17 protein-coding genes are annotated in these 22,905 nt (G+C 32.5%); 12 read left to right on the top strand and 5 right to left on the bottom strand.

Features of this window, described 5'->3' with window-relative positions:
• Position 1: 1 nt before the first annotated feature.
• The 7 genes from Q0807_RS09590 to Q0807_RS09560 all read left to right on the top strand — a co-directional run bounded on the left by Q0807_RS09590 (position 2) and on the right by Q0807_RS09560 (position 10,979).
• Positions 2 to 1,189, top strand: a complete 1,188-nt coding sequence (locus tag Q0807_RS09590) for an efflux RND transporter periplasmic adaptor subunit (RefSeq protein ID WP_299109058.1) — start codon at positions 2 to 4, stop codon at positions 1,187 to 1,189.
• Positions 1,182 to 4,724: an efflux RND transporter permease subunit gene (locus Q0807_RS09585; RefSeq protein WP_299109056.1), complete on the top strand. Its 3,543-nt coding sequence runs from the start codon at positions 1,182 to 1,184 to the stop codon at positions 4,722 to 4,724. Before Q0807_RS09590 ends, Q0807_RS09585 begins: the two co-directional genes overlap by 8 nt.
• Positions 4,725 to 4,802: 78 nt before the next feature.
• Positions 4,803 to 6,557 (top strand): aspartate--tRNA ligase, encoded by a 1,755-nt coding sequence (gene aspS, locus Q0807_RS09580; RefSeq protein WP_299109053.1) that lies wholly within the window; start codon positions 4,803 to 4,805, stop codon positions 6,555 to 6,557.
• Between the two features lie 45 nt (positions 6,558 to 6,602).
• Positions 6,603 to 8,390, top strand: a complete 1,788-nt coding sequence (locus Q0807_RS09575) for a chloride channel protein (protein WP_299109051.1) — start codon at positions 6,603 to 6,605, stop codon at positions 8,388 to 8,390.
• A gap of 119 nt (positions 8,391 to 8,509) precedes the next feature.
• Positions 8,510 to 10,294: a chloride channel protein gene (locus tag Q0807_RS09570; RefSeq protein WP_299109049.1), complete on the top strand. Its 1,785-nt coding sequence runs from the start codon at positions 8,510 to 8,512 to the stop codon at positions 10,292 to 10,294.
• Between the two features lie 55 nt (positions 10,295 to 10,349).
• Entirely contained in the window at positions 10,350 to 10,595 is a 246-nt protein-coding gene (locus Q0807_RS09565; protein WP_299109047.1) for a hypothetical protein, read from the top strand.
• Positions 10,596 to 10,787: 192 nt separating this feature from the next.
• The gene (locus tag Q0807_RS09560; RefSeq protein ID WP_157364391.1) at positions 10,788 to 10,979 is read left to right on the top strand and encodes a cold-shock protein; all 192 of its coding nucleotides are present in this window, start codon (positions 10,788 to 10,790) and stop codon (positions 10,977 to 10,979) included.
• A 147-nt stretch (positions 10,980 to 11,126) separates the two neighbouring features.
• On the opposite strand, the gene Q0807_RS09555 is transcribed toward Q0807_RS09560, so the two are convergent.
• Positions 11,127 to 11,588, bottom strand: a complete 462-nt coding sequence (locus tag Q0807_RS09555) for a hypothetical protein (RefSeq protein WP_299109043.1) — start codon at positions 11,586 to 11,588, stop codon at positions 11,127 to 11,129.
• Positions 11,589 to 11,619: 31 nt separating this feature from the next.
• Positions 11,620 to 12,069 carry a nucleoside deaminase gene (locus tag Q0807_RS09550; protein WP_299109041.1) on the bottom strand — a complete coding sequence of 150 codons (450 nt, stop codon included), beginning with the start codon at positions 12,067 to 12,069 and terminating at the stop codon, positions 11,620 to 11,622.
• Positions 12,070 to 12,148: 79 nt separating this feature from the next.
• Between Q0807_RS09550 and Q0807_RS09545 the strand changes: the two genes are divergently transcribed.
• Both Q0807_RS09545 and Q0807_RS09540 read left to right on the top strand, forming a co-directional pair.
• On the top strand, positions 12,149 to 13,087 hold the full coding sequence (locus Q0807_RS09545) for an energy transducer TonB (protein WP_299109039.1): 939 nt from the start codon (positions 12,149 to 12,151) through the stop codon (positions 13,085 to 13,087).
• Between the two features lie 21 nt (positions 13,088 to 13,108).
• Complete coding sequence (locus Q0807_RS09540) at positions 13,109 to 14,893, top strand: 1-deoxy-D-xylulose-5-phosphate synthase (RefSeq protein WP_299109037.1); 1,785 nt, start codon at positions 13,109 to 13,111, stop codon at positions 14,891 to 14,893.
• Here Q0807_RS09540 and Q0807_RS09535 read toward each other — a convergent pair.
• Positions 14,867 to 15,040: a hypothetical protein gene (locus Q0807_RS09535; RefSeq protein ID WP_299109035.1), complete on the bottom strand. Its 174-nt coding sequence runs from the start codon at positions 15,038 to 15,040 to the stop codon at positions 14,867 to 14,869. The two genes, Q0807_RS09540 and Q0807_RS09535, sit on opposite strands and share 27 nt — an antisense overlap.
• A gap of 87 nt (positions 15,041 to 15,127) precedes the next feature.
• On the bottom strand, positions 15,128 to 16,465 hold the full coding sequence (locus tag Q0807_RS09530; RefSeq protein WP_299109033.1) for a deoxyguanosinetriphosphate triphosphohydrolase: 1,338 nt from the start codon (positions 16,463 to 16,465) through the stop codon (positions 15,128 to 15,130).
• A gap of 238 nt (positions 16,466 to 16,703) precedes the next feature.
• On the opposite strand from Q0807_RS09530, the gene Q0807_RS09525 reads away from it, so the two are divergent.
• Together Q0807_RS09525 and Q0807_RS09520 are read left to right on the top strand one after the other, a co-directional pair.
• On the top strand, positions 16,704 to 17,975 hold the full coding sequence (locus Q0807_RS09525; protein ID WP_299109031.1) for a hypothetical protein: 1,272 nt from the start codon (positions 16,704 to 16,706) through the stop codon (positions 17,973 to 17,975).
• 64 nt (positions 17,976 to 18,039) lie between these two features.
• Positions 18,040 to 20,865 (top strand): TonB-dependent receptor, encoded by a 2,826-nt coding sequence (locus Q0807_RS09520; RefSeq protein ID WP_299109029.1) that lies wholly within the window; start codon positions 18,040 to 18,042, stop codon positions 20,863 to 20,865.
• A gap of 83 nt (positions 20,866 to 20,948) precedes the next feature.
• Here Q0807_RS09520 and Q0807_RS09515 read toward each other — a convergent pair whose 3' ends face one another.
• The gene (locus Q0807_RS09515; RefSeq protein WP_299109027.1) at positions 20,949 to 21,305 is read right to left on the bottom strand and encodes a toxin-antitoxin system YwqK family antitoxin; all 357 of its coding nucleotides are present in this window, start codon (positions 21,303 to 21,305) and stop codon (positions 20,949 to 20,951) included.
• Positions 21,306 to 21,699: 394 nt separating this feature from the next.
• Between Q0807_RS09515 and Q0807_RS09510 the strand changes: the two genes are divergently transcribed.
• On the top strand, positions 21,700 to 22,905 hold the full coding sequence (locus Q0807_RS09510; RefSeq protein WP_299109024.1) for a porin: 1,206 nt from the start codon (positions 21,700 to 21,702) through the stop codon (positions 22,903 to 22,905).

The following is a 22,905-nucleotide window of genomic DNA, read 5'->3' as shown; positions in this document are numbered from 1 at the left end:
CATGAAAAACATATATTCAATCGTAATAATCGCATTACTTTTAGTCTCGTGTGGAGGCGACAAAAAAAACTCTACAGAGAACATTTTAGAAAGTAATAGTTTAGAAACTATTCGTAAAAAAAGAGGCGAATTAGTTAATGAGCAACAAGCTATTCACGATCAAATTAAATTATTAGACGAAAAAATAAAGACTTTAGATACAACCCAAAACGTACCATTAATAACAACATTTACTGCTAAGGCTGAAAAGTTTGAACATGTATTGGATCTTCAAGGTAATGTAACTACAAAAAACCTTTTAACTATAACACCAGAGTATAACGGAATTTTAACTCGTGTTTATGTAAAAGAAGGACAACGCGTTAAAAAAGGCCAGCTACTTGCCAAAATTGATGATGGAGGATTAAGTCAGCAAGTTGCTCAATTAAAAATTCAATCTGAATTAGCTAAAACAACTTTTGAGCGTCAAAAGCGTCTTTGGGACCAAAACATTGGTAGTGAAATTCAGTATTTACAAGCAAAGTCTACTTATGAGTCTCAACAAGAAGCCGTAAGTCAATTACAACAACAAATTGCTAAAACAGCTGTTAAAGCACCTTTTTCTGGAACAATTGACGATGTTATTACAGAGCAAGGAAGTGTTGTTGCTGCCGGACAAACGCCATTAATGCGTATTGTAAATCTTGATGAAATGTATATTGAGGTTGAAGTACCAGAAAGCTACATTTCTAATGTTGTAAAAGGTAAAAAGGTTGAAGTTGAAATTCCTGTTCTTGGAAAAACAATAGAAACAAAAATTCGCCAAGCAAGTGATTTTATTAATCCTGCTAACAGAACATTTAAAGCAGAAATTGAAGTTGCTAATAAAGATAAAGACATCAAACCTAACCTTACAGCGCGTCTAAAAATTAATGATTACACGAGCGACAATGCAATATTAATTCCGCAAAGTGTAATCTCAGAAAATGCAGATGGAGAACAATATGTTTACGTTGTTACCGATAAAAATGCAAAAGGAATAGGTACTGTTAAACGTATAATTATTGTAACAGGAAAAACACAAGGTGATGTTATTGAAGTTTTAAAAAATCTAGAACCAGGAGCTGAAATTGTGAAAGAAGGTGCTCGTAGTGTAAAAGACGGACAATCAGTTGAGGTAATCAGTTATAAAGAGAAAGGTAATGAGTAAGAAAAACAAAAAAAATACCGAAAAAGAATTCGGACTTTCGTCGTGGGCAATTAACAATAAAACTACAATGTATGTTCTTATTGCTGTCTTTTTCTATTTAGGTGTATCTGCATTTTTTAGCATGCCTAGAGAAAACTTCCCAGAAGTAAACGAAACTAAAATTTACGTTAGTACAATTTATCCTGGTAATACAGCTGAGGATATTGAAAAGCTAATTATAGACCCTTTAGAAGATAAACTAAAAACGGTTAGTAATGTTGTAGAAACAACGTCTACATCTCAAGAAGATTACGGAATGTTAATTGTTGAGTTTGACGAGCATATTACTGTAGAACGTGCTTTACAAAAAGTAAAGGACGAAATTGATACGGAAACCGCTAGTGAAGATTGGCCAACTTTTAATGGTGCAAAAGTAGAACCAGATGTTTTTGAATTAAGCCTTTCAGAAGAAATGCCAATTCTTAACATCAATATTTCAGGGGATTATCCTATCGAAAAATTAAAGGATTTTGCCGAACATCTTCAAGATAAAATTGAAAATTTACAAGAAATTAAAAAAGCTGACATTAGAGGTGCTCAAGAAAAAGAAGTAGAAGTTGCTGTTGATATTTATAAAATGATGGCTGCTAAGGTTACATTTAATGATATTCTTGGCGCTATTGGTAATGGTAATGTTACACAATCCGCTGGTAATTTAAAAAGTAGTGGTCAACGTCGTACGATTAGAATAATTGGAGAAATAGAAAAACCGTCTGAATTAGAAAACTTTGTAGTAAAATCTGAAAACGGAAATGCTATTTATCTAAAAGATGTGGCTACAGTTTCTTTTGAAGAAGAGGACAAAACAACTTTTGCTAGAAAATCTGGCAAACCAGTAGTTATGCTCGATGTTAAAAAACGAGCAGGAAAAAACATGGTGGCTGCTGCTGAGCAAATTCAAGAAATTGTAAAAGAAGCTAAAGCGAATGTATTTCCTCAAGATTTAGTGGTTTCTATTACCAACGACCAATCTGAAAAAACTATTGGGCAAGTAGATGATTTGGTTAACAATATCATTTTTGGAGTTATTTTAGTGGTTACCGTTTTAATGTTCTTTTTAGGATTTAAAAACGCACTTTTCGTTGGGTTTGCTATACCAATGTCAATGTTTATGTCTCTAATGATATTAAGCCTTATTGGTTATAGTTTAAACACTATGGTACTTTTTGGTTTAATTATGGGACTTGGTATGTTGGTAGACAACGGAATTGTAGTTGTTGAAAATGTCTACAGATTAATGGAAGAGGAAGGCATGAGCAGAATTGAAGCTGCTAAAAAAGGTATTGGTGAAATTGCTTTTCCTATTATTATTTCTACAGCAACAACAGTTGCTGCCTTTGTTCCATTAGGTCTTTGGCCAGGAATCATGGGAGAATTCATGAAAATTTTACCAATAACATTATCTATTGTTTTAGGATCTTCATTATTTGTTGCCATATTTTTCAACTCCGTTTTAGTATCACGATACATGACTATTGAAGATAAGGATATGCCAATAAGTCAAATCATTAAAATAACCGTTATTGTTGGTGCTATTGGTTTACTTATTCTTCTCTTTGGAGGCACATACCGAGGTTTAGGAACCATAATGATTTTCACAGCTGTAATGCTTTGGGCTTATCGTTTTTTCATAAGAAAATGGGCTAACAGTTTCCAAAACAAATCTTTAGTAAAATTAGAAAATTGGTATGAGCGTAAATTACGTTGGGCCTTATCTGGTTGGAAACCTCAAATACTAAGCGCAAGTACAGTTTTATTATTAATTATAGCCGTAGTTGTATTTGTTGTATCCTTAGCGACTCAACGTACAAAGGTTGAATTCTTTCCAGATAATAAACCAAATCAGATTATTGTTTACATCGAATATCCTGAAGGAACTGCGATAGAAAAAACAAACGCCATTACTAAACAAATTGAGAATCGCGTTTATGAGGTTATCAATGATGATTACTACATGGATGGCGACAGAAACTTCTTAGTAGAAAGTGCTGTATCACAAGTTGGTGAAGGTGCCGGAAATCCAAATACCGATTCTGGTTCTGCTGCAGAAATGCCGCATAAAGCAAAAATTACAGCGTCGATGCGAGAGTATAAATATCGTCGTGGTGAAGACAGTGAAATTTTACGTCAAAAAGTACAAGCTGCTTTGGTTGGTATTTATCCAGGCGTTTTAATTTCAGTTGAAAAAGATGTTAATGGACCACCTGCTGGATCACCAATTAATATAGAAATTGAAGGCGATGATTATGTTGAGCTTATTGCTACTGCAGAAAAAATGCGTGAGTTTATAAACTCTAAAAACGTCGCAGGTATAGACGAGCTTAAGATTGATGTAAATAAAGATAAGCCAACAATGCTTGTTGAAATTGATAGACAAAAAGCTGGTGAATTAGGTGTGACTGCAAATCAAATTGGTAGCCAATTAAGAAATTCTATTTTTGGATCTAAAGCCGGAATTTATAAAGAAGATGGTGACGATTTTGATATTTATGTTCGTTTTAATGAAGAAAACAGATATAATACAAGTGCCTTATTCAATCAAAATATAACCTTTAGAGATAATACTGGTCAATTAAAAGAAGTACCATTATCTGCTGTCGCAAAACAAAAAAATAACTCAGGATTTAATGCCATAAAACATAAAGATGCCAAACGTGTCGTTACAGTTTATTCTGCATTAGCACCTGGTTTTACTGATGCTGGAGCTATTGTAACTCAGATTCAGAATGAAATGAAGAGTTATGAAGGTTTATCTGAAGATATTCATATTGATTACACAGGACAAATTGAAGAGCAAAACAAGCAAATGGCATTTTTAATGGGTGCATTTTTTACTGGTCTCGGATTAATATTCTTCATATTAATATTTCAATTTAACTCTATCTCTAGACCAACCATTATAATGATTGCTATTTTCTTAAGCTTCATTGGTGTATTTGGTGGTATTGTAATTTCGGGTAGTGCATTCGTAATTATGATGACCATGGTTGGTATCATTTCGCTTGCTGGTATTGTAGTGAATAATGGTGTGGTTCTTTTAGATTACGCCCAATTACTAATTGACAGAAAGAAGAATGACTTAAATCTTGGTGAAACTGATTATTTAACAACAGAAGATTTATTTGATAGTATCTTAAAAGCAGGTAAAGCCCGTTTAAGACCAGTTTTACTTACGGCAATTACAACTATTTTAGGTTTAATTCCGTTGGCAATTGGTTTAAATATTAACTTCTTTACATTGTTTGCAGACTTTGACCCTAACATTTATATGGGTGGAGATAACGTGGTATTTTGGGGACCTTTAGCTTGGACTGTTATTTACGGTTTATTTGTTGCTACGTTCTTAACTTTAATTGTAGTTCCAATTTTATTCTTCTTAAGTGTAAGACTTAAAATGTGGTTGAGAGTAAAGTTTACATCACAACCATTGAGGACTTCTGAAACAGAAACGTTTAGTGAAATTGAAGATACTTCAACAATCACAATCAACAATTAATTATAATTTTTTAATTAAATAGAAAAATCCGAAGTCTTTACTTCGGATTTTTTACTTTTGCATTTCTAATAAAAATCTATGTACAGAAGTCACAATTGTGGTGAATTAAGAGCATCACACAGCAATACAGAAGTTACACTTTCCGGTTGGGTTCAAGGTGTTCGCGATAAAGGTTTTATGATTTATTTAGACCTTCGTGATCGCTACGGAATTACACAATTATATTTTGATGAAGAACGCACACCAAAAGCCATTATGGAACAGGCTTCTAAATTGGGACGCGAGTTTGTTATTCAAGTTAAAGGAAATGTAATTGAACGTGCTTCAAAAAACCCTAATATTCCAACAGGAGATATTGAAGTTTTAGTTTCTGAGCTTAACATATTAAACAGTTCTTTAGTACCACCTTTTACTATTGAAGACAAAACAGATGGTGGAGACGATGTACGTATGAAATATCGTTACTTAGATATTCGTCGTAATCCTGTAAAAAACAGTCTGATTTTTAGAGCAAAAGTGGCGCAAGAAGTTAGAAATTACCTTTCTAGTGATGGTTTTATTGAAGTGGAAACACCTTATTTAATTAAATCTACACCAGAAGGCGCTAGAGATTTCGTTGTACCTTCTCGTATGAATGAAGGTCAGTTTTATGCATTACCACAATCGCCTCAAACCTTCAAACAACTATTGATGGTTGGTGGCATGGATAAGTATTATCAGATTGTAAAATGCTTTAGAGATGAAGATTTACGTGCAGACAGACAACCAGAATTCACACAGATAGATTGTGAAATGGCTTTTGTTGAGCAAGAAGATATATTAAATGTTTTTGAAGGCTTAACACGTCACTTATTAAAAGAAGTGAATGGTGTTGAAGTTGAAAAATTCCCAAGAATGCTTTACGACGACGCTATGCGTTTGTACGGAAATGACAAACCAGACATTAGATTTGGAATGGAGTTTGGTGAATTAAATGCTGTAACACAACATAAAGAATTTGGTGTTTTTAATAATGCTGAATTGGTTGTTGGTATTGCAGTTCCTGGAGGAAACAGTTACACCAGAAAAGAAATTGATAAATTAATTGATTGGGTAAAACGTCCACAAGTTGGTGCATTAGGTATGATTTATTCTCGTTGTAACGACGATGGAACATACAAATCATCCGTAGATAAATTTTACGATCAAGATGATTTAGCAAAATGGGCAGAAATTACAGGTGCTAAAAAAGGAGATTTAGTTTGTGTACTATCGGGAGACACTAATAAAGTAAGAGCACAATTAAGTGCATTACGTATGGAATTAGCAACACGTTTAGGATTAAGAGACCCTAAAGTATTTGCTCCATTATGGGTTATTGATTTCCCATTATTAGAATTAGATGAAGAAACTGGTCATTACCATGCAATGCATCATCCATTTACATCACCAAAACCAGGACAAATAGAATTGCTAGATACTAATCCTGGCGACGTAAAAGCTAACGCTTACGATTTAGTATTAAATGGTAACGAAATTGGAGGTGGTTCTATTAGAATTCATGATAAAGCAACTCAAGCAATAATGCTTAAACACTTAGGCTTTTCTGAAGAAGATGCTAGAGCACAATTTGGATTCTTAATGGATGCTTTTGAGTATGGCGCTCCTCCACATGGAGGTTTAGCCTTTGGATTAGATAGACTAGTTGCAATATTAGGAGGACAAGAAACCATTAGAGATTTTATTGCCTTCCCAAAAAACAATTCAGGACGAGACGTAATGATTGACGCTCCTGCTCCTATTGACGATGAACAATTAACCGAATTAAGTTTAAAACTTAATTTGAAATCATAAAATAAAAAATCCTGCTTCTAGCAGGATTTTTTAGTCTATATAATTATGCCCAGAAAACGCATTTTAAAACAAATTCTTATTTGGAGAGCCAAACACATTTCCAAACGTCAATTTGTTTACCTATTAAGCATAATTATTGGTTTTGCTTCAGGAATGGGTGCTGTTATCTTAAAAAACCTCACACACTTCATTCAGCATTTATTAGAAACCAAATTAATAAAGTATTACCACCATGCATTTTACTTTTTATTTCCGCTTTTAGGTTTAACTCTCGTTTACTTTAGTATAAAATATATTATCCGCAACAAAGTAAGTCATGGTATACCATCAACGCTTTATGCCATTTCTAAACGCAAAGGCATCATGAAACCTTTTCAAATGTTTGGCTCTATTTTAACAGCTCCAATAACCGTTGGCTTTGGTGGTTCTGTTGGTTTAGAAGGCCCAACTGTTGCAACTGGTGCTGCTTTAGGTTCTAACATTTCTAGAATGTTTCACATGAACCAAACCAACAGAACTTTACTAATAGGATGTGCAGCAGCAGGTGCTATGAGTTCAATTTTTAAAGCACCAATTGCAGCAATTATTTTTGCTATTGAAGTGTTTAGCCTAGATTTAACAATAGCCTCTATGCTACCCTTATTATTGGCATCACTTTCTGCAATATTAACCTCAAGATTTTTCTTCGGAGGTGATGTGCTTTTACCATTTAGAATTGAAGATAAATTCTACCTTTCTGATGCTCCTTTTTACATCATTCTGGGAGTTGTTGCTGCTTTTGTTTCTATATACTTCACGGAAGTGTACGATCGCATTCAGAAATTATTTGATAAGTTAACGAGTCCCATAAAAAAACTAATTGTAGGAGGTGTTGGTATTGGAGTGTTAGTATTTTTAATACCTCCTTTATATGGCGAAGGTTTCGATGTTATAAATAACCTCATAATTGGAAATCCTGAAAAGGCACTAGAGAACAATTTATTTCATATCGATTTAAGCAACATATGGAATATAGTTATACTTCTAACAATACTTATGCTTTTTAAGATTGTTGCAAGTGCGCTCACTTTTGGAGCAGGAGGCGTTGGTGGAATTTTTGCACCAACTTTATTTATGGGTAGTATTCTAGGCTTTTGCATGTCTAAAACAATAAATAATATTGGCTTGTTTGGGACATCGATTTCTGAAAGTAATTTTACATTAGTTGGAATGGCTGGCGTATTAGCAGGCGTTTTACACGCTCCACTTACGGCTATTTTCTTAATTGCAGAACTCACAGGTGGTTACGAACTTTTTATACCGTTAATGCTTACCTCAACCATATCGTTTAGTATTACCCAGTATTTTAAACCACATTCGGTCTACAATATGGAACTAGGACGAAAAGGCGAATTAATAACCCACGATAAAGATCATGCGGTTTTAACCTTAATGAATATTGATAAAGTTATTGAAACCAATTTCACTGTCTTAGGCCCGAATATGACATTAGAAGAAATTATTCAAAAAGGGGTAATAAAATCGAAACGTAATATTTATCCTGTTGTAAATAACAAAAATCAAAAACTACAAGGAATTATTCTTTTAGACGATTTACGTCCTATAATGTTTGACCAGAGCTTGTATCAAAATGTTATCGCATCAGACATGATGCAAAAACCACTCAAAGTTATTAACTTGAATAATGATAAAATGACAGATATAATGAAAAAATTTCAAGATAGTGGTGCTTGGAATTTACCTGTAATAAAAGATGGAAAATATTATGGTTTCATTACAAAGTCGAAACTATTAACTGCTTATAGACGACAACTAATAAATCTGCAAGACTAATTGTTGAAAAAGAAAGCGACCGTACATATTTGTTTAAAATAAGCACCTATTAAAGTTAAACTCTTAAAACTAACTCAATAGTGTAATTTTTAGTAATTTTATTGTGAACTAATTAACTAATGTCAATATCAACCAAAAGTTTATTACGTAAATTTTTAATTTGGAAATATAAACATATTTCCGAACGTCAATTTGTTTATATTCTTAGTATTCTCGTAGGGTTTTTAGCAGGAATAGGTACTGTAGTATTAAAAAACTTAACACACTACATTCGCATGTTGTTTGAGTTAAGGGCTTTTAGAAATCATCACCAGGCACTCTATTTTATATTTCCAATCATTGGGTTGTTATTAGTTTATATCATCAAACAGACTTGGTTAAAAAAGCATATTGGCCACGGTATTTCATCTACACTATATGCAATTTCAAAATTAAATGGCATAATTCCAAAATATAATATTTACGCCTCGTTAATAACAGCTCCTCTTACTGCAGGTTTTGGTGGTTCGGTTGGTTTACAAGGACCAGCTGTAAGTGTTGGTTCTGCCTTAGGGTCTAATGCAGCACGCTTTTTTCACATGAACCAAAAAACGAGAATGCTTTTAATCGGTTGTGCTGCAGCTGGTGCTATGGCATCGATGTTTAAAGCGCCAATTGCTGCAATTATTTTTGCCGTAGAAATATTTAGTTTAGACATTGCTTTTACATCATTAATACCGTTATTATTGGCTTCGGTTTCCGCTGTAGTTACATCGTATTTCTTTTTAGGGACAGATAATTTACTTCGCTTTGAATTAACCGATAAATTTCAAATTTATGATATTGGCTTCTATGTAATTTTAGCAATTATCACAGGATTAGCTTCGGTATACTTTTCTAAAGTCTTTTTTGCTATTACTAACTTCTTTAAACAATTCAAAAGTCGTGCAAAACGCCTACTCATTGGTGGCTTAGCTATTGGTACTATACTTTATATCATTCCTGCACTTTATGGTGAAGGTTACGGCATTATGAATAATTTATTAAAAGGCGACCACGTTGCAGCAATTGGTAAAACACCTTTTAATTTTGATTTATCAAATATCTGGATTGTAATTGGATTACTATTAGGTATTTCAGTTTTTAAAGCTATTGCTATGACCACCACATTTGGAGCAGGTGGTGTTGGTGGTGTTTTTATTCCAACACTTGTAATGGGAAGTGCTTTAGGTAATGCATTTGCGAAAATTATTAATAATATTGGACTCGATTTTAGTGTATCAGAATCTAATTTCACACTTATAGGAATGACTGGATTAATGGCCGGAGTTTTACACGCACCATTAACAGCTATATTTTTAATAGCAGAAATCACAGGAGGATATGAGCTTTTTGTTCCATTAATGATAGTTTCTGCTATATCATTTTCCATAACTAAATACTACATCTCTAATTCAATTTACACATTAAAACTTGCGGAACGCGGAGAATTAATGACCCACGATAAGGACAAGAATATACTTATGGTACTAAATATTGATAAAATTATTGAAACAAATTTTATCATTCTAAAACCTGAAATGACCCTACGCGAAATTCTTAATAGTGCAGTTGCGAAATCATCACGAAACCATTTTCCTGTAGTAGATAATAACAATAATTTTTTAGGAGTTATCCGTTTAGATGATATAAGGCATATGATGTTTGATACAGAGTTATATGATAAAGTTGATGCTTCAAGCTTAATGCATGGCAGTGCGGATATCATAATTTACGAGAAGAACTCTATGAATGAAATTATGGACAAATTTAAAACCAGTGGTGTTTGGAATTTACCTGTTGTAAAAAATGGAAAATACCATGGTTATATTTCAAAATCTAAACTATTAACGGCTTATAGACGACAATTGATTAATTTTACATAATTAATTATTAGACAAATCAGTAGTCTTGTTTAAATCAAATTGCTAATTAAAGTTTATGAAACCTATTAAAATCATCACATTTATTGCGCTTTTAGCTTCATTATCAAGCATAGCTTGTGGCTTACTTCTAGACCTAGATTATAAAGAGAAACTAATTGGCTTTGGTGTTGTAGGATTATTTTTTGTTGTTTTTCCATTGTTTTCTTATTACAGATGGAAAGATAAGGACGTAAAAGATTATATGCTTTCACAAGAAAATCTTGATAAAATGCGAAAAAACCAACAAGAATCTAAATATTAACAGCCTAATTTCTTACAAAATAAAATATATTCAAAAAACCTTTGCACATTAGACGTAGTAAAGGAAACTCACAATTTCAACATAACTAACTGACCTTCAATATTCAACTTACGATTCAAAATAAAACGATTTATTAACAATCGCATTTATTTTTATATTATCTTTGAGCTTTAATTTTTATATAATATTATAATGACTGGAACAGTTAAATTTTTTAATGATTCAAAAGGATTTGGATTCATTACCAACGAAGAAACAGGAAAAGACATCTTTGTACACGTATCAAACCTTAATGGCGTAGAATTACGCGAAGGTGACAACGTAGAATACACTGAAGAAGAAGGAAGAAAAGGAATGGTAGCCGCTAATGTAGAGGTACTATAAGTATATATCTTACAAGTTTCAACGCTCAACCTCTGGTTGGGCGTTTTTTTTGCGCTTATCTGAAAATTAAAAATGTAAAACATTTAATTATCATAAAACACAAAAGACCTCACAGTTAGTAATAATCAGTGAGGCCTTTTTTATATTTTATTGAAATACTATTGGCAAATCCGTTTTAGGCAACTTAGCAATATAATAAGGTTGCGTCATAACGCTTGTTGCGTTTCCTTTTGGTGCAATGTGAGTTACCTTAACTATCTTTTCTTCTGGAGTTGCAGAAATAGCCATGTCTATCTTATGCCCTCCACTTCCTTTTACATCTGCAAATATGGCAACTATTATATATTTTGAAAAATCAATCTTCGTTTCTGAAAAATTTTGAGACACTTTATTGGCGCTATCTAATTGGTTTAAAAGTGTGGTCCAATCGTCTTCATTTGTGATAATTAAATTTTGCTTTTCTATACCTTCTGAGCCAGAACCGTAAAGATTACCTTTCGCTATTAAAATAGATTCAATATTCTTGCTAGCCATATCAGTTGTTGTTTTATTGCAGTTACATCCAAAAACAAATATTAAGGAAAGTAGTAATAAAGTCTTTATTTTCATGATGAGATATTTTAGTTAAAATTCTTTCAATTTAATTTAAATTACGTTTTTCTATAAAAAATCGTTTCATAAGAGCAGAAGCTTCTTCAGCTAAAACACCACTAACAACTTCCGTTTTAGGATGTAATGTTGTTCCCATAGTTTTAAAACCTCGTTGCGCATCTGAAGCACCAAAAACTATTTTAGAAATTTGACTCCAGTATAAAGCACCAGCACACATTTGGCAAGGTTCTAAAGTGACATATAATGTGCATTTATTTAAATATTTCCCACCTAAAAAATTAGCTGCAGATGTAATGGCTTGCATTTCTGCATGCGCAGTAACATCATTTAATAATTCCGTTAAATTATGGGTTCTTGCTATTATTCTATTCTCTACTACAATAACCGCACCAACCGGAATTTCCCCTTTTTCATAAGCCATTTCAGCTTCCTGAAGTGCTTTTTTCATAAAATAGGTATCGTCAAAAGGATTTATCATAGATGTAAAAATACAATTTCATATTTACTATTGGAGTTTACGGCAAGAAATTTGATGCTACAAAACAAAGCCATCAATCATGAAAATCCACTACTCTATTTCTATACCAAAACCTTGCCATGAGGATTGGTCTCAAATGTCACCGAATGAAAAAGGACGGTTTTGTCAATCGTGTTCAAAAACTGTAGTTGATTTTACTACTATGCAAAAAGAAAAAATTGAAGATTATTTAGCACTAAACTCGGAAAATAAAATATGTGGTCGATTTAGAGTTACTCAATTAGAACAAATTCAAATTAAAATACCACAACAATTAATAGAAGAGCAGACTAATTTTCATAAACTCTTTTTATTAACGTTATTGATTGCTATGGGAACAACCCTTTTTAATTGTTCTGACCAAAATGGGAATACCAAAAAAATTGAAACTGTCGAAGTTATTGACTCAACTACTAACAACTCTAAACCTTTGCTAAAAACCTCAACAATACCTGAAGTTAAAAGTGACTCTTCAAAATGTAAAACGGTTCCTAAGAAACAAGACTCAGTGAATGTGATTGAAATACAAACACCTATCGTAACAGGAGAAATTATAGATGTTTTAGGGGCTATTGCCATTGAACAACCCGAAACTGAGTACGTACCTAATGATGAAGAAATTATTGGTTTTATTGTTGTGAATCAGCCACCTGAATTTAAGGATACACCAAAAAACTTAACCAATGCTGAAAAAAGAGCGTATATGTCTAATAAAATCAATGAGATTGTAACAGCAAATTTCAATACTGGTATAGGCAAGACGTTAGAACTCGAAGGAAAACAGAGAGTCAGAGTGCAATTTACTATAGATGAAAATGGCACAGTATCTAACATTAAAACTAGGGCAACTCATCCACAATTAGAAGAAGAAGCTAAACGTGTCATTAACTTATTACCACAATTTATTCCTGGACAACAACGTGGAATCAATGTAGGCGTTTCATATTCTTTACCTATCGTCTTTATGGTAGAAGACTAATAAATCTTGTATTTTTACAACGTGGAGAATACATTGTTAAATAAAATTAATCTTCCTGAAGATTTACGCCAACTTAAGACAGATGACTTACCTCAACTTGCTCAAGAGTTACGTGATTTCATTATTAATATTGTAGCCGTAAAAGAAGGACATTTAGGTGCAAGTCTTGGTGTTGTAGAGTTAACTATTGCTCTGCATTATGTTTTTAATACACCAAAAGATGAATTAATTTGGGATGTTGGCCACCAAGCTTACGGTCACAAAATACTCACTGGTAGAAAGGCTATTTTTGACACCAACAGAAGACTTAATGGTATAAGTGGTTTTCCTAAGCGCAGTGAAAGTGAGTATGACTCCTTTGGTGTTGGTCACTCTTCTACCTCAATATCTGCAGCTTTGGGTATGGCGATTGCTTCCCAATTAAATGGCGAAGACAAACATCATATTGCTGTGATTGGTGATGCATCTATTGCAAGCGGAATGGCTTTTGAAGGTTTAAATCATGCTGGCGTTACTGATGCCAATTTATTAGTAATCTTAAATGATAATGCCATTGGGATTGATCCAAGTGTTGGTGCTTTAAAAGAATATTTGACCAATGTTAAAAACGGAACAGAGAAACAAGACAATATTTTTGAAGCTTTAAAATTTAATTATTCTGGTCCAATTGATGGCCATAATTTACCGCTTTTACTTTCAGAATTAAATAGACTGAAAACCGTAAAAGGCCCAAAGTTTTTACACATTATTACTACAAAAGGAAAAGGCTTAAAACAAGCTGAATTAGATCAAGTAAAATATCACGCTCCAGGAAAATTTGATGCTAAAACAGGTGAATTAGCTTCTAAATCTAACGTAAAACAGCCACCAAAATTTCAAGATGTATTTGGTGAGACTATTGTTGAATTGGCTCTAAAAAATAATAAAATTGTTGGTATTACACCAGCTATGCCAACAGGCAGTTCATTAAAATTTATGATGGAAACTATTCCTGATCGAGCTTTTGATGTTGGTATTGCAGAACAACATGCTGTTACTTTAGCCGCAGGTATGGCAACGCAAGGTTTAATTCCGTTTTGTAATATTTATTCTACATTTTTACAACGTGCCTATGATCAAGTGATACATGATGTGGCTTTGCAAAATTTACCAGTAATATTCTGTTTGGACAGATCTGGTTTGGTAGGTGAAGATGGTTCCACCCATCATGGCGTGTTTGATTTAGCATATTTAAATTGTATTCCTAACTTGGTCATCTTTGCACCAAGTAACGCTATTGCTTTAAGAAATATAATGTACACAGTTCAGTTAGGAATTGATTACCCAATTGCAATCCGTTATCCTAGGGGGCGAGGTCATCTTTTAAATTGGAAGAAGCCTTTTGAAATCATTGAAATAGGTAAAGGGATTTGCATTAAAAAAGGTAACGATATAGCTATACTATCCGTTGGTACACTTTTGAAAAATATTGAAGATGCTATGGCATTAATTGACCTAAAAGAATCTGTTGGTTGTTACGACATGCAATTTGTAAAGCCTTTGGATGAAAATACATTACATGATATTTTTTCAACTTATAAAGCTATAATTACCATTGAAGATGGCACTATATTAGGAGGATTTGCAAGTTCTATTTTAGCATTTGCCAATACTAATAATTATAAACAGCGCATAGTTACTCTAGGTATTGAAGATCAATTTATTGAACAAGGTACTGTAGAGCAATTGCAACATTTACAACAACTAGACCCTATATCAATTATAAAAGAGATTGAAAAATTACTCCTCTTCATCAAGAACAGCTAGGTCTGTAGGTTGTTCAACTTTCTGTTCTACCTCAATAGTTTTGTAAGAAAAATTTACTTCGTTTTTACTAGTAATATCGTCTAACATTAAAAGGCAAGTCACAACAACAAAGAAAATGACTAAACCTCCAAGAATATTATTTCTCATAAGTAGGTGTTTTAATAGCTTGAATATCAAACAAATTAAAACAATTTATCGTTAAGTTGCAAATTTATTCGTTGTAATGCTAAAAATTTAAATTTGACCTTTCAGCTTTTTATGCAACAACATCGCATTTGTATCCGATAATTTTGACACATAAAGACAAACTGCTAACAGGTTATTGTACAAAGAATCATTTCCTAACTTTACCGTTTCAGGTAGTATGTTTACTAGTAGTTTGTCATAATTGGTCATGTTACCATCAAAATAATTGTAAGCCATTTTACCAAAAGATTTTAGCAGTTGATTAAGTATTTCGTAACCAGCAATCTCCTTATTAATAACCTCTTTTGATTGGTACACATTTTTAACACTGATGTTAATAATATCTTTTATTTGCGCTTTATATTGACTTACATCTAATAAAGCTGTATCAAATTTACCTGCCAAAATATCTTCTTCATGTTTCATAAACAGAGAAGCCGCTTCATTAATTAATCTACCAATAGCTAAAGCTCTTAGGTAACTGATTCTATCCTCTGTTGTTCTTAAGGCATTATAATTTTCAGTTTTTATATTGTCTCTAACTAAATTAATTAAATACTCTAAGGCGTATTCTTCTTGTATTAATCCAAGATTTATTCCGTCTTCAAAATCAATTATAGTATAACAAATATCATCTGCTGCTTCCACCAAAAATGCCAAAGGATGTCTTTGGTAGCTCTGGTAATCATTGTGTCTCTGTATTAATCCTAATTCCTCGGCAACATCTTTAAACATAAACTTTTCACTTTGAAAAAAGCCATATTTTTTATCTACAATATGCTTGGTTGGTTTTTTAGGAAGTGATTCTTTTGGGTATTTTGTAAAGGCTCCTAATGTAGCATAACTCAATCTAAGTCCACCTTCTCTACCTTCTCTACTCTCCGTTAAAATCTTAAAACCATTAGCATTACCTTCAAAATCACATAAATCTTGATATTCTTTATCCGTTAAATGGCTTTTAAAATCAACACCATTTCCTGTCTTAAAATAAGCACCAATTGCTTTTTCTCCAGAATGTCCAAAAGGAGGGTTTCCAATATCATGAGCTAAAGCTGCTGCTGCAACAATAGCACCGAAATCATTCATTTGATAACCATGTACATTTTCTAAATGTGGATGTTTTTTCAATAATAACTGTCCTACTTTTCTACCTAAAGAACGACCAACAACACTAACTTCTAAACTATGTGTTAAGCGTGTGTGGACAAAATCTGTTTTAGATAATGGAACCACCTGTGTTTTATCTTGAAGTCCTCTAAATTCTGAAGAAAAAATAATTCGGTCATAATCGACCTCAAAACCTAAACGTGTTTCGTCTTGTTCTTTTCTTAATCTTTTATTGGTATCACCAAAGCGCTTTAAGGATAGTAATTGTTCCCAGTTCATAGTTAAATTCTTATAAGATGCAAGATATATAAATTGATTAGAAAAAACAGATTTACAAGACACCAACTCCAATGTTATCTAATTGTTTCCTTATTATAAATTCACTTAATAATTAACTAACATTATGCTAACCTTTTAGTGATGAATCGTTAATTTTTATATAACCTACTTAGAAAGTAATCACAGTTTCTTTGCAGCGTAAAACAAAAAACTCAAACTGAATAATAAAATTTAAATCATGAAAAAAATACTTTTAATTACATTAGTCGCTTCCTCACTAGTTTTTACTAGTTGTTTTAAAGATGATGACACTCCTATTATTATAGAAGAAACTACCATATATATTAATGACAATGGTGGTACTACTACGGATTGCCCAACTGTAGCTGTTACAGGCGCAATTACAGAAGACACAACTTGGACATCTGATAACATTTATCAATTAAACCAAAAAGTAGTTGTAAGCTCAGGTGTAACATTAACTATTAATCCTGGTACAATTATTAAAGGTTCTGCCGGAACTGGTTCTTTAGCTTCAGCTTTAATTGTAGCTAGAGATGCAACTTTAAACGCTCAAGGAACAGCTGATCAACCAATCATCTTCACTTCTACTAGTGATGATATTTCTTGTGGTGAAAATGCAGGTACTAACTTAGATGAAAATGACAGAGGTCTTTGGGGAGGCTTAATTGTTTTAGGTAATGCACCTTGTTCTTTTTCTGGTGATATTTCTGAAGCACAAATTGAAGGAATTCCTGCTGATGATACATTTGGACTTTATGGTGGTACTGATGCTACTGACAGCTCTGGAGTATTACAGTATATCTCTATTCGTCATGGTGGTGCTTTAATTGGAGAAGGTAACGAAATCAACGGTTTAACACTTGGTGGTGTTGGTAACGGTACAGTTATCAATAATATTGAAGTTGTTGCTAATGTTGATGATGGTGTTGAATTCTTTGGAGGAACTGTTGATGCGACTAACTTATTAGTTTGGGCTCAAGGAGATGACGCTCTAGATATTGACCAAGCTTATTCTGGTACAATTGATAACGCTGTTGTTGTTTTAGGTGATTTCTCTGACCATGCTTTTGAGATTGACGGTCCTGAAGGAACTGCTACTGGTTCATTTACTTTACAAAATGCAACTATTATTGGTAACGCAGTTACAGAAAATGGAGAGTATGCTGATTTTAGAAGTAATGCAATGGGTACAACAAACAACATTTATGCTTACGGATTTAAAGATTCTTCTGATGTTGAATTAGATAACGATGGTGTTGCTACAAACTACAACAATGGTTTAATAACATTTGGAACTTGGCAAATTGTTTTACCTACAGGTGTTGCTAACGTTACTGACATCTTTGTTAACAAAGCAGAAAATGTAACAGTAACTGGTTTTGGTTCTACTGCTACAGCTGTAACTCAAGGTTCTCAAACAGTTGGAGCTACAACTGCAAACTTAAGCTGGACTTACGCTAACACAGCTGCAGGATTAGGTTTCTAATAAACACTTTTAATATACATGCCCATCGTTTAAAATATAAACGATGGGCTATTTAAATTATAATATGAAAAATATACAAAACGTTTTAACTTTTGTTTTCTTTCTAACCACTTGTTTATCATTTGCACAAGGTATTGTAACAGGTACTATTATCGATGATGAATTTAGTGAACCAATGGCTTTTTCTAACGTATTGGTAAAAGGAACATCTGTAGGTGTTAGTTCTGATTTTGATGGTAAATACCAACTAGAGTTAGAAGAAGGTACATATACTTTAGTTTTTTCATTTGTTGGTTATACCACTAAAGAAGTTACTGGTGTCGTTATTAAATCTGGTGAAACTATAGTCTTAGATATTCTTTTAGAAACAAATTCATTAGACACTGTTCTTATAACAACTTCTACAAAACGAAACACAGAAAGCTCCGTCTTAAATCTTCAGAAAAAATCTGTTGTAGTAATGGATGGTTTATCTGCGCAAGCTATAAAAAGTTCAGGAGCTAGCAATGTTGCCAGCGCTGTAAAAAGTGTACCTGGTGTTTCTATACAAGGTGGTAAATACGTTTTTGTACGTGGCTTAGGTGACCGTTACACAAAATCTATTTTAAATGGAATTGATATTCCTGGTTTAGATCCTGATCGAAACACAATTCAAATGGATTTATTTCCAACCAATATTTTAGAAAATGTTATAGTTTTAAAATCCGCTTCAGCAGAATATCCTGCCGATTTTACTGGTGGAATTATAAATATTGTAACAAAAGATTTTCCAACAAAAGCTGAATACACATTATCATTAGGCATGGGTTATAATCCTGATATGCATTTTAATAACAACTATTTAACCTCTACAGGAAGTGACACAGATATATTTGGTTTTGACGATGGCACAAGAGATTTACCAATTCACAGATATCAACAAATTCCTGGTACGTTTGAAGATAGACTTTTATTAACGACATTAACGGATCGCTTTTCTAAAGAACTAAGAGCCAAACAACAATCAAGCGGAATGAATTTTGATTTTGGATTCACTCTAGGAAATCAATATGATATCGGTGATGATAAATTAGGTTACTTAGCTTCGTTTTCATACAAAAATGAAACTGTATTTTATAAGAACAGAGAAGATGGTGCTTTTGTAAAGAATTTTTCAGACTCATCTAATAACGAATTAAACTCAGTATTTGATTCTAAAGGAGCTGAAGGCACAAACAATGTAATTCTTAACGGTATGTTAGGCTTAACTTATAAAACAGATTTATCTAAATATAAAGTTAACTTATTACATATTCAGAATGGTGAATCTAGTGCTGGTTTTTATGAACAAATTATTTCACAAGATGGTGTTGGTGGAGGTTTAGAGCCTTTAACAAAAAACGCTATTACGTATACGGAACGTTCAGTTACCAATTTATTAATTTCTGGTAAACACCGTTTAAGCAATAAAGAAAATCCATTTAATTTAGAATGGAAAATTGCGCCAACGTTCTCTAAAGTAATGGATAAAGATCATAGAATTACACCATTGCAACAAGCTGACAATGGCGATTCTTTTATTAGTCCATCGGCTTCAACTTTCCCTATTCAACTTTGGAGAAATCTTGTTGAAGAAAGCTGGTCTGGTAAGGTTGATTTAGACAAAAATATTGAACTTTTTGGTCGTTCTGCAAAACTTAAGTTTGGTGCAAGCTATACTTATAAATTTAGAGATTTCAGTATTGATGACTATACCTTTAACATTACAGGTGATGACGCCTTTATCGCAAGTGGAGATGTTGATCAATTATTAAATTCTAATAATATTTGGAATCCAACAACAGATAATGGATCATATTTAGTATTTGGTGATCAATTTAATGCTAACGATGCTTACGAAGGAGAACAAAGTATTGCAGCAACCTATTTTTCTGCAGAATTTAATTTATCAGAAAAATTTAAAACAGTATTTGGAATTAGAACCGAATATTTCAACTCTTATTACACAGGTCAAAACAACTCTACCGTTTTTGATAGAGAACCTATTTTAGATGAATTTGACTTTTTTCCATCAGCGAATTTAATCTATGCTATAAACGATGATATTAATCTAAGAGCTTCTTATGGTAGAACAACAGCCAGACCATCATTTAAAGAGGCTTCTGTTGCGCAAATTTTTGACCCAATAACAAGTCGTTTATTTATAGGTAATATTAGTTTATCACCAACTTATATAAATAACTTTGATTTAAGATTTGAACGTTATGGTAATAATGGTCAAATGTTTGCTATTAGTGGTTTCTATAAAGATTTTACAGACCCTATTGAGCAGTCTTTCTTTTTACAAGCACCAACTCAAATTACTGTAGATAACTTAGGAAATGCTAAGGTATATGGTGTTGAATTTGAATTAAGACAACGTTTAGGATTTATTTCTGAAGGATTAAATAACTTAAAAGTTAATGCTAATGTATCTTTAATTAAATCTGAATTATCAATGTCTGATGGCGAATTTGAAAGTCGAAGTCTTGCTGCTAGAGATGGTGAAACTATTGATCGCGTAAGAGATTTACAAGGTCAAGCACCTTACCTTATCAATGTTGGTTTAGATTATAACAATTCTGATATTGGCTTGCAAACAGGTTTATTCTACAACATTCAAGGTTCTACTTTAGAAGTTGTTGGTGTAGGTTTAGTCCCAGATGTTTATACACAATCTTTTAATAGTTTAAACTTTACAATTAACAAATCATTTGGTGAAAGTAAAAACTCTTCTATTGATTTAAAGGTTACTAATATTTTAGGAAGTGAGAGATTGAGCGAATACGAATCTTATAAAGCTGCTAACCAAACATTCTCATTAAGAGATCCTGGTACTGAGATATCTTTAGGTTATTCTTTTAAATTCTAAGGAAAAAAGAACACATAATTCTTAAAACAAAAAAAAGGCTTTCTGAGTAATCAGAAAGCCTTTTTTAATTTATTAAAATAAAACTATTTATTAACGGCAACTTTCGTTTTATTGTTCCATTTATTAACGGTTACAATTCTAGAATCAATGTAATCTACTTCTTGTAAAGAATCACCTTCCCAGAAAAACCATTTACCAACTTTCTTACCAGCGTTATAAGTACCTACTGATACTTTATTCCCATCAGTGTCAAAACTTGTCCACTCACCTTGTAATTTTCCATCTACATTAAAAGCACCTATTTGTTGCACTTCTCCATTATCATGGTAATAAGTTGCAATTGTTAAATCACCTTTCTTTTCTAATTTTGTTTGGGTCTTATCTTGTCCATATGTAAAACCTACACACAGCATTACTATTACTACTACTATTTTTTTCATCTCTTTTTGGGATTTATTTTATACTCACTACCCAAAGATAACTTATATTTTACATTTAAACAACATTTACATAACATTAAGTTAACATAGAACACATAACACCTTGATTTAAAACATATTAAGACATCATTAATCGCCGATTTAAACTTAATAATTAGATAATATTAGCATTACAATTTAAAAACTTTTACTAACCATATTTGTAAAGTGTTACAACAACACATTTAGTATTTCATAATTTTTATTAGTTTTTGTCGACTTAATAAAAATGAATTCTAATGAGGCTGCTTTACTTAAAGCAGCCTTTTTTTCTTACATATATAATAATAATTAGGAAACATTCAGTTAACATTAAAGTTAGTTATTTGCACTCGACAAAAACTAATTACTAATAATGAAACTTAAACTCTCTGCAGTTGCTATTCTTCTAATAGCACTAACATCTCTTAGCGCACAAGAAATTAGCGATACCTCATTTGGAAAAGGCTTAATTAATTTTGTTGCAAAAGACAGCTCCTTTAGCATAAAATTTGCACCTCGTTTTCAGGTGCGCTCCATCTCTTCTTGGGATCATGATGGTGATCAATACGGAAGTCCAGAACATAATTTTATAGTACGTAGAGCACGTTTAAAATTCGATGGTTTCGCATATAGTCCTAAACTAAAATACAAACTAGAGTTAGGTTTATCTAATAGAGATATTTCTGGAGCAAACGATTTTAACAGAAATACACCACGTTATATTTTAGATGCTGTTATTATGTGGAATTTCGCGGGCAATTGGGAACTTTGGGCAGGACAAACAAAACTCCCAGGAAATGTAGAACGTGTTGTGTCATCCGCTAATCTTCAATTTATTGATCGTTCATTACTAAACAGCCGTTTTAATATAGACCGTGATTTAGGTATTCAATTACGACACAAAACAAATTTAGGTGGTAACTTTTTAATGCGCGAAAAATTTGCAATTTCTCAAGGTGAAGGTCGTAATGTCACAGAAGGTAACGAAGGTGGCTTGCAATATACTGCGCGTTTAGAATTTTTGCCATTCGGTACTTTTAAATCTAAAGGCGATTATGTACAAGCTGACTTAAAGCGTGAAGAAAAACCAAAATTAATGGTAGGTTTTACTTATAACTACAACCAAGATGCTGTTAGAGAAAGAGGTTTTGCCGGTGATTATATGATTAGAACTGATGGTTCTATTTACGAAACTGACCAAACAACCATTTTTGCAGATGCTATGTTTAAGTATAACGGATTTTCTTTTATGGGAGAATATGCAAAACGTACAGCAGGTGACGAAATTGCAACTGAAGCGGACGGAACTACACCTACAGGAGATGTTGTTTTAACAGGTAATGCTTTAAACTTACAAGCAGGTTATTTATTTAAAAATAACTACGAAATTGCAGCTCGTTTTACAACTTTAGATTTTGAGACTATAACCGGATCATTACCTAGAGAACAATATACTTTAGGAGCTTCAAAATATATTGTTGGTCATAAATTAAAAGTTCAGTCTGATATTAGCTACTCTACTGAAGATGGGAATGAAGATAATATTACATTTAGACTTGGTTTTGACATTCACTTTTAA

It is taken from the genome of uncultured Winogradskyella sp. (genome assembly GCF_947495255.1).
Classification (GTDB): Bacteria; Bacteroidota; Bacteroidia; order Flavobacteriales; family Flavobacteriaceae; genus Winogradskyella.
Note: the sequence above shows the minus strand (reverse complement) of the source record. Positions and strands in the feature narration are given on the sequence as shown.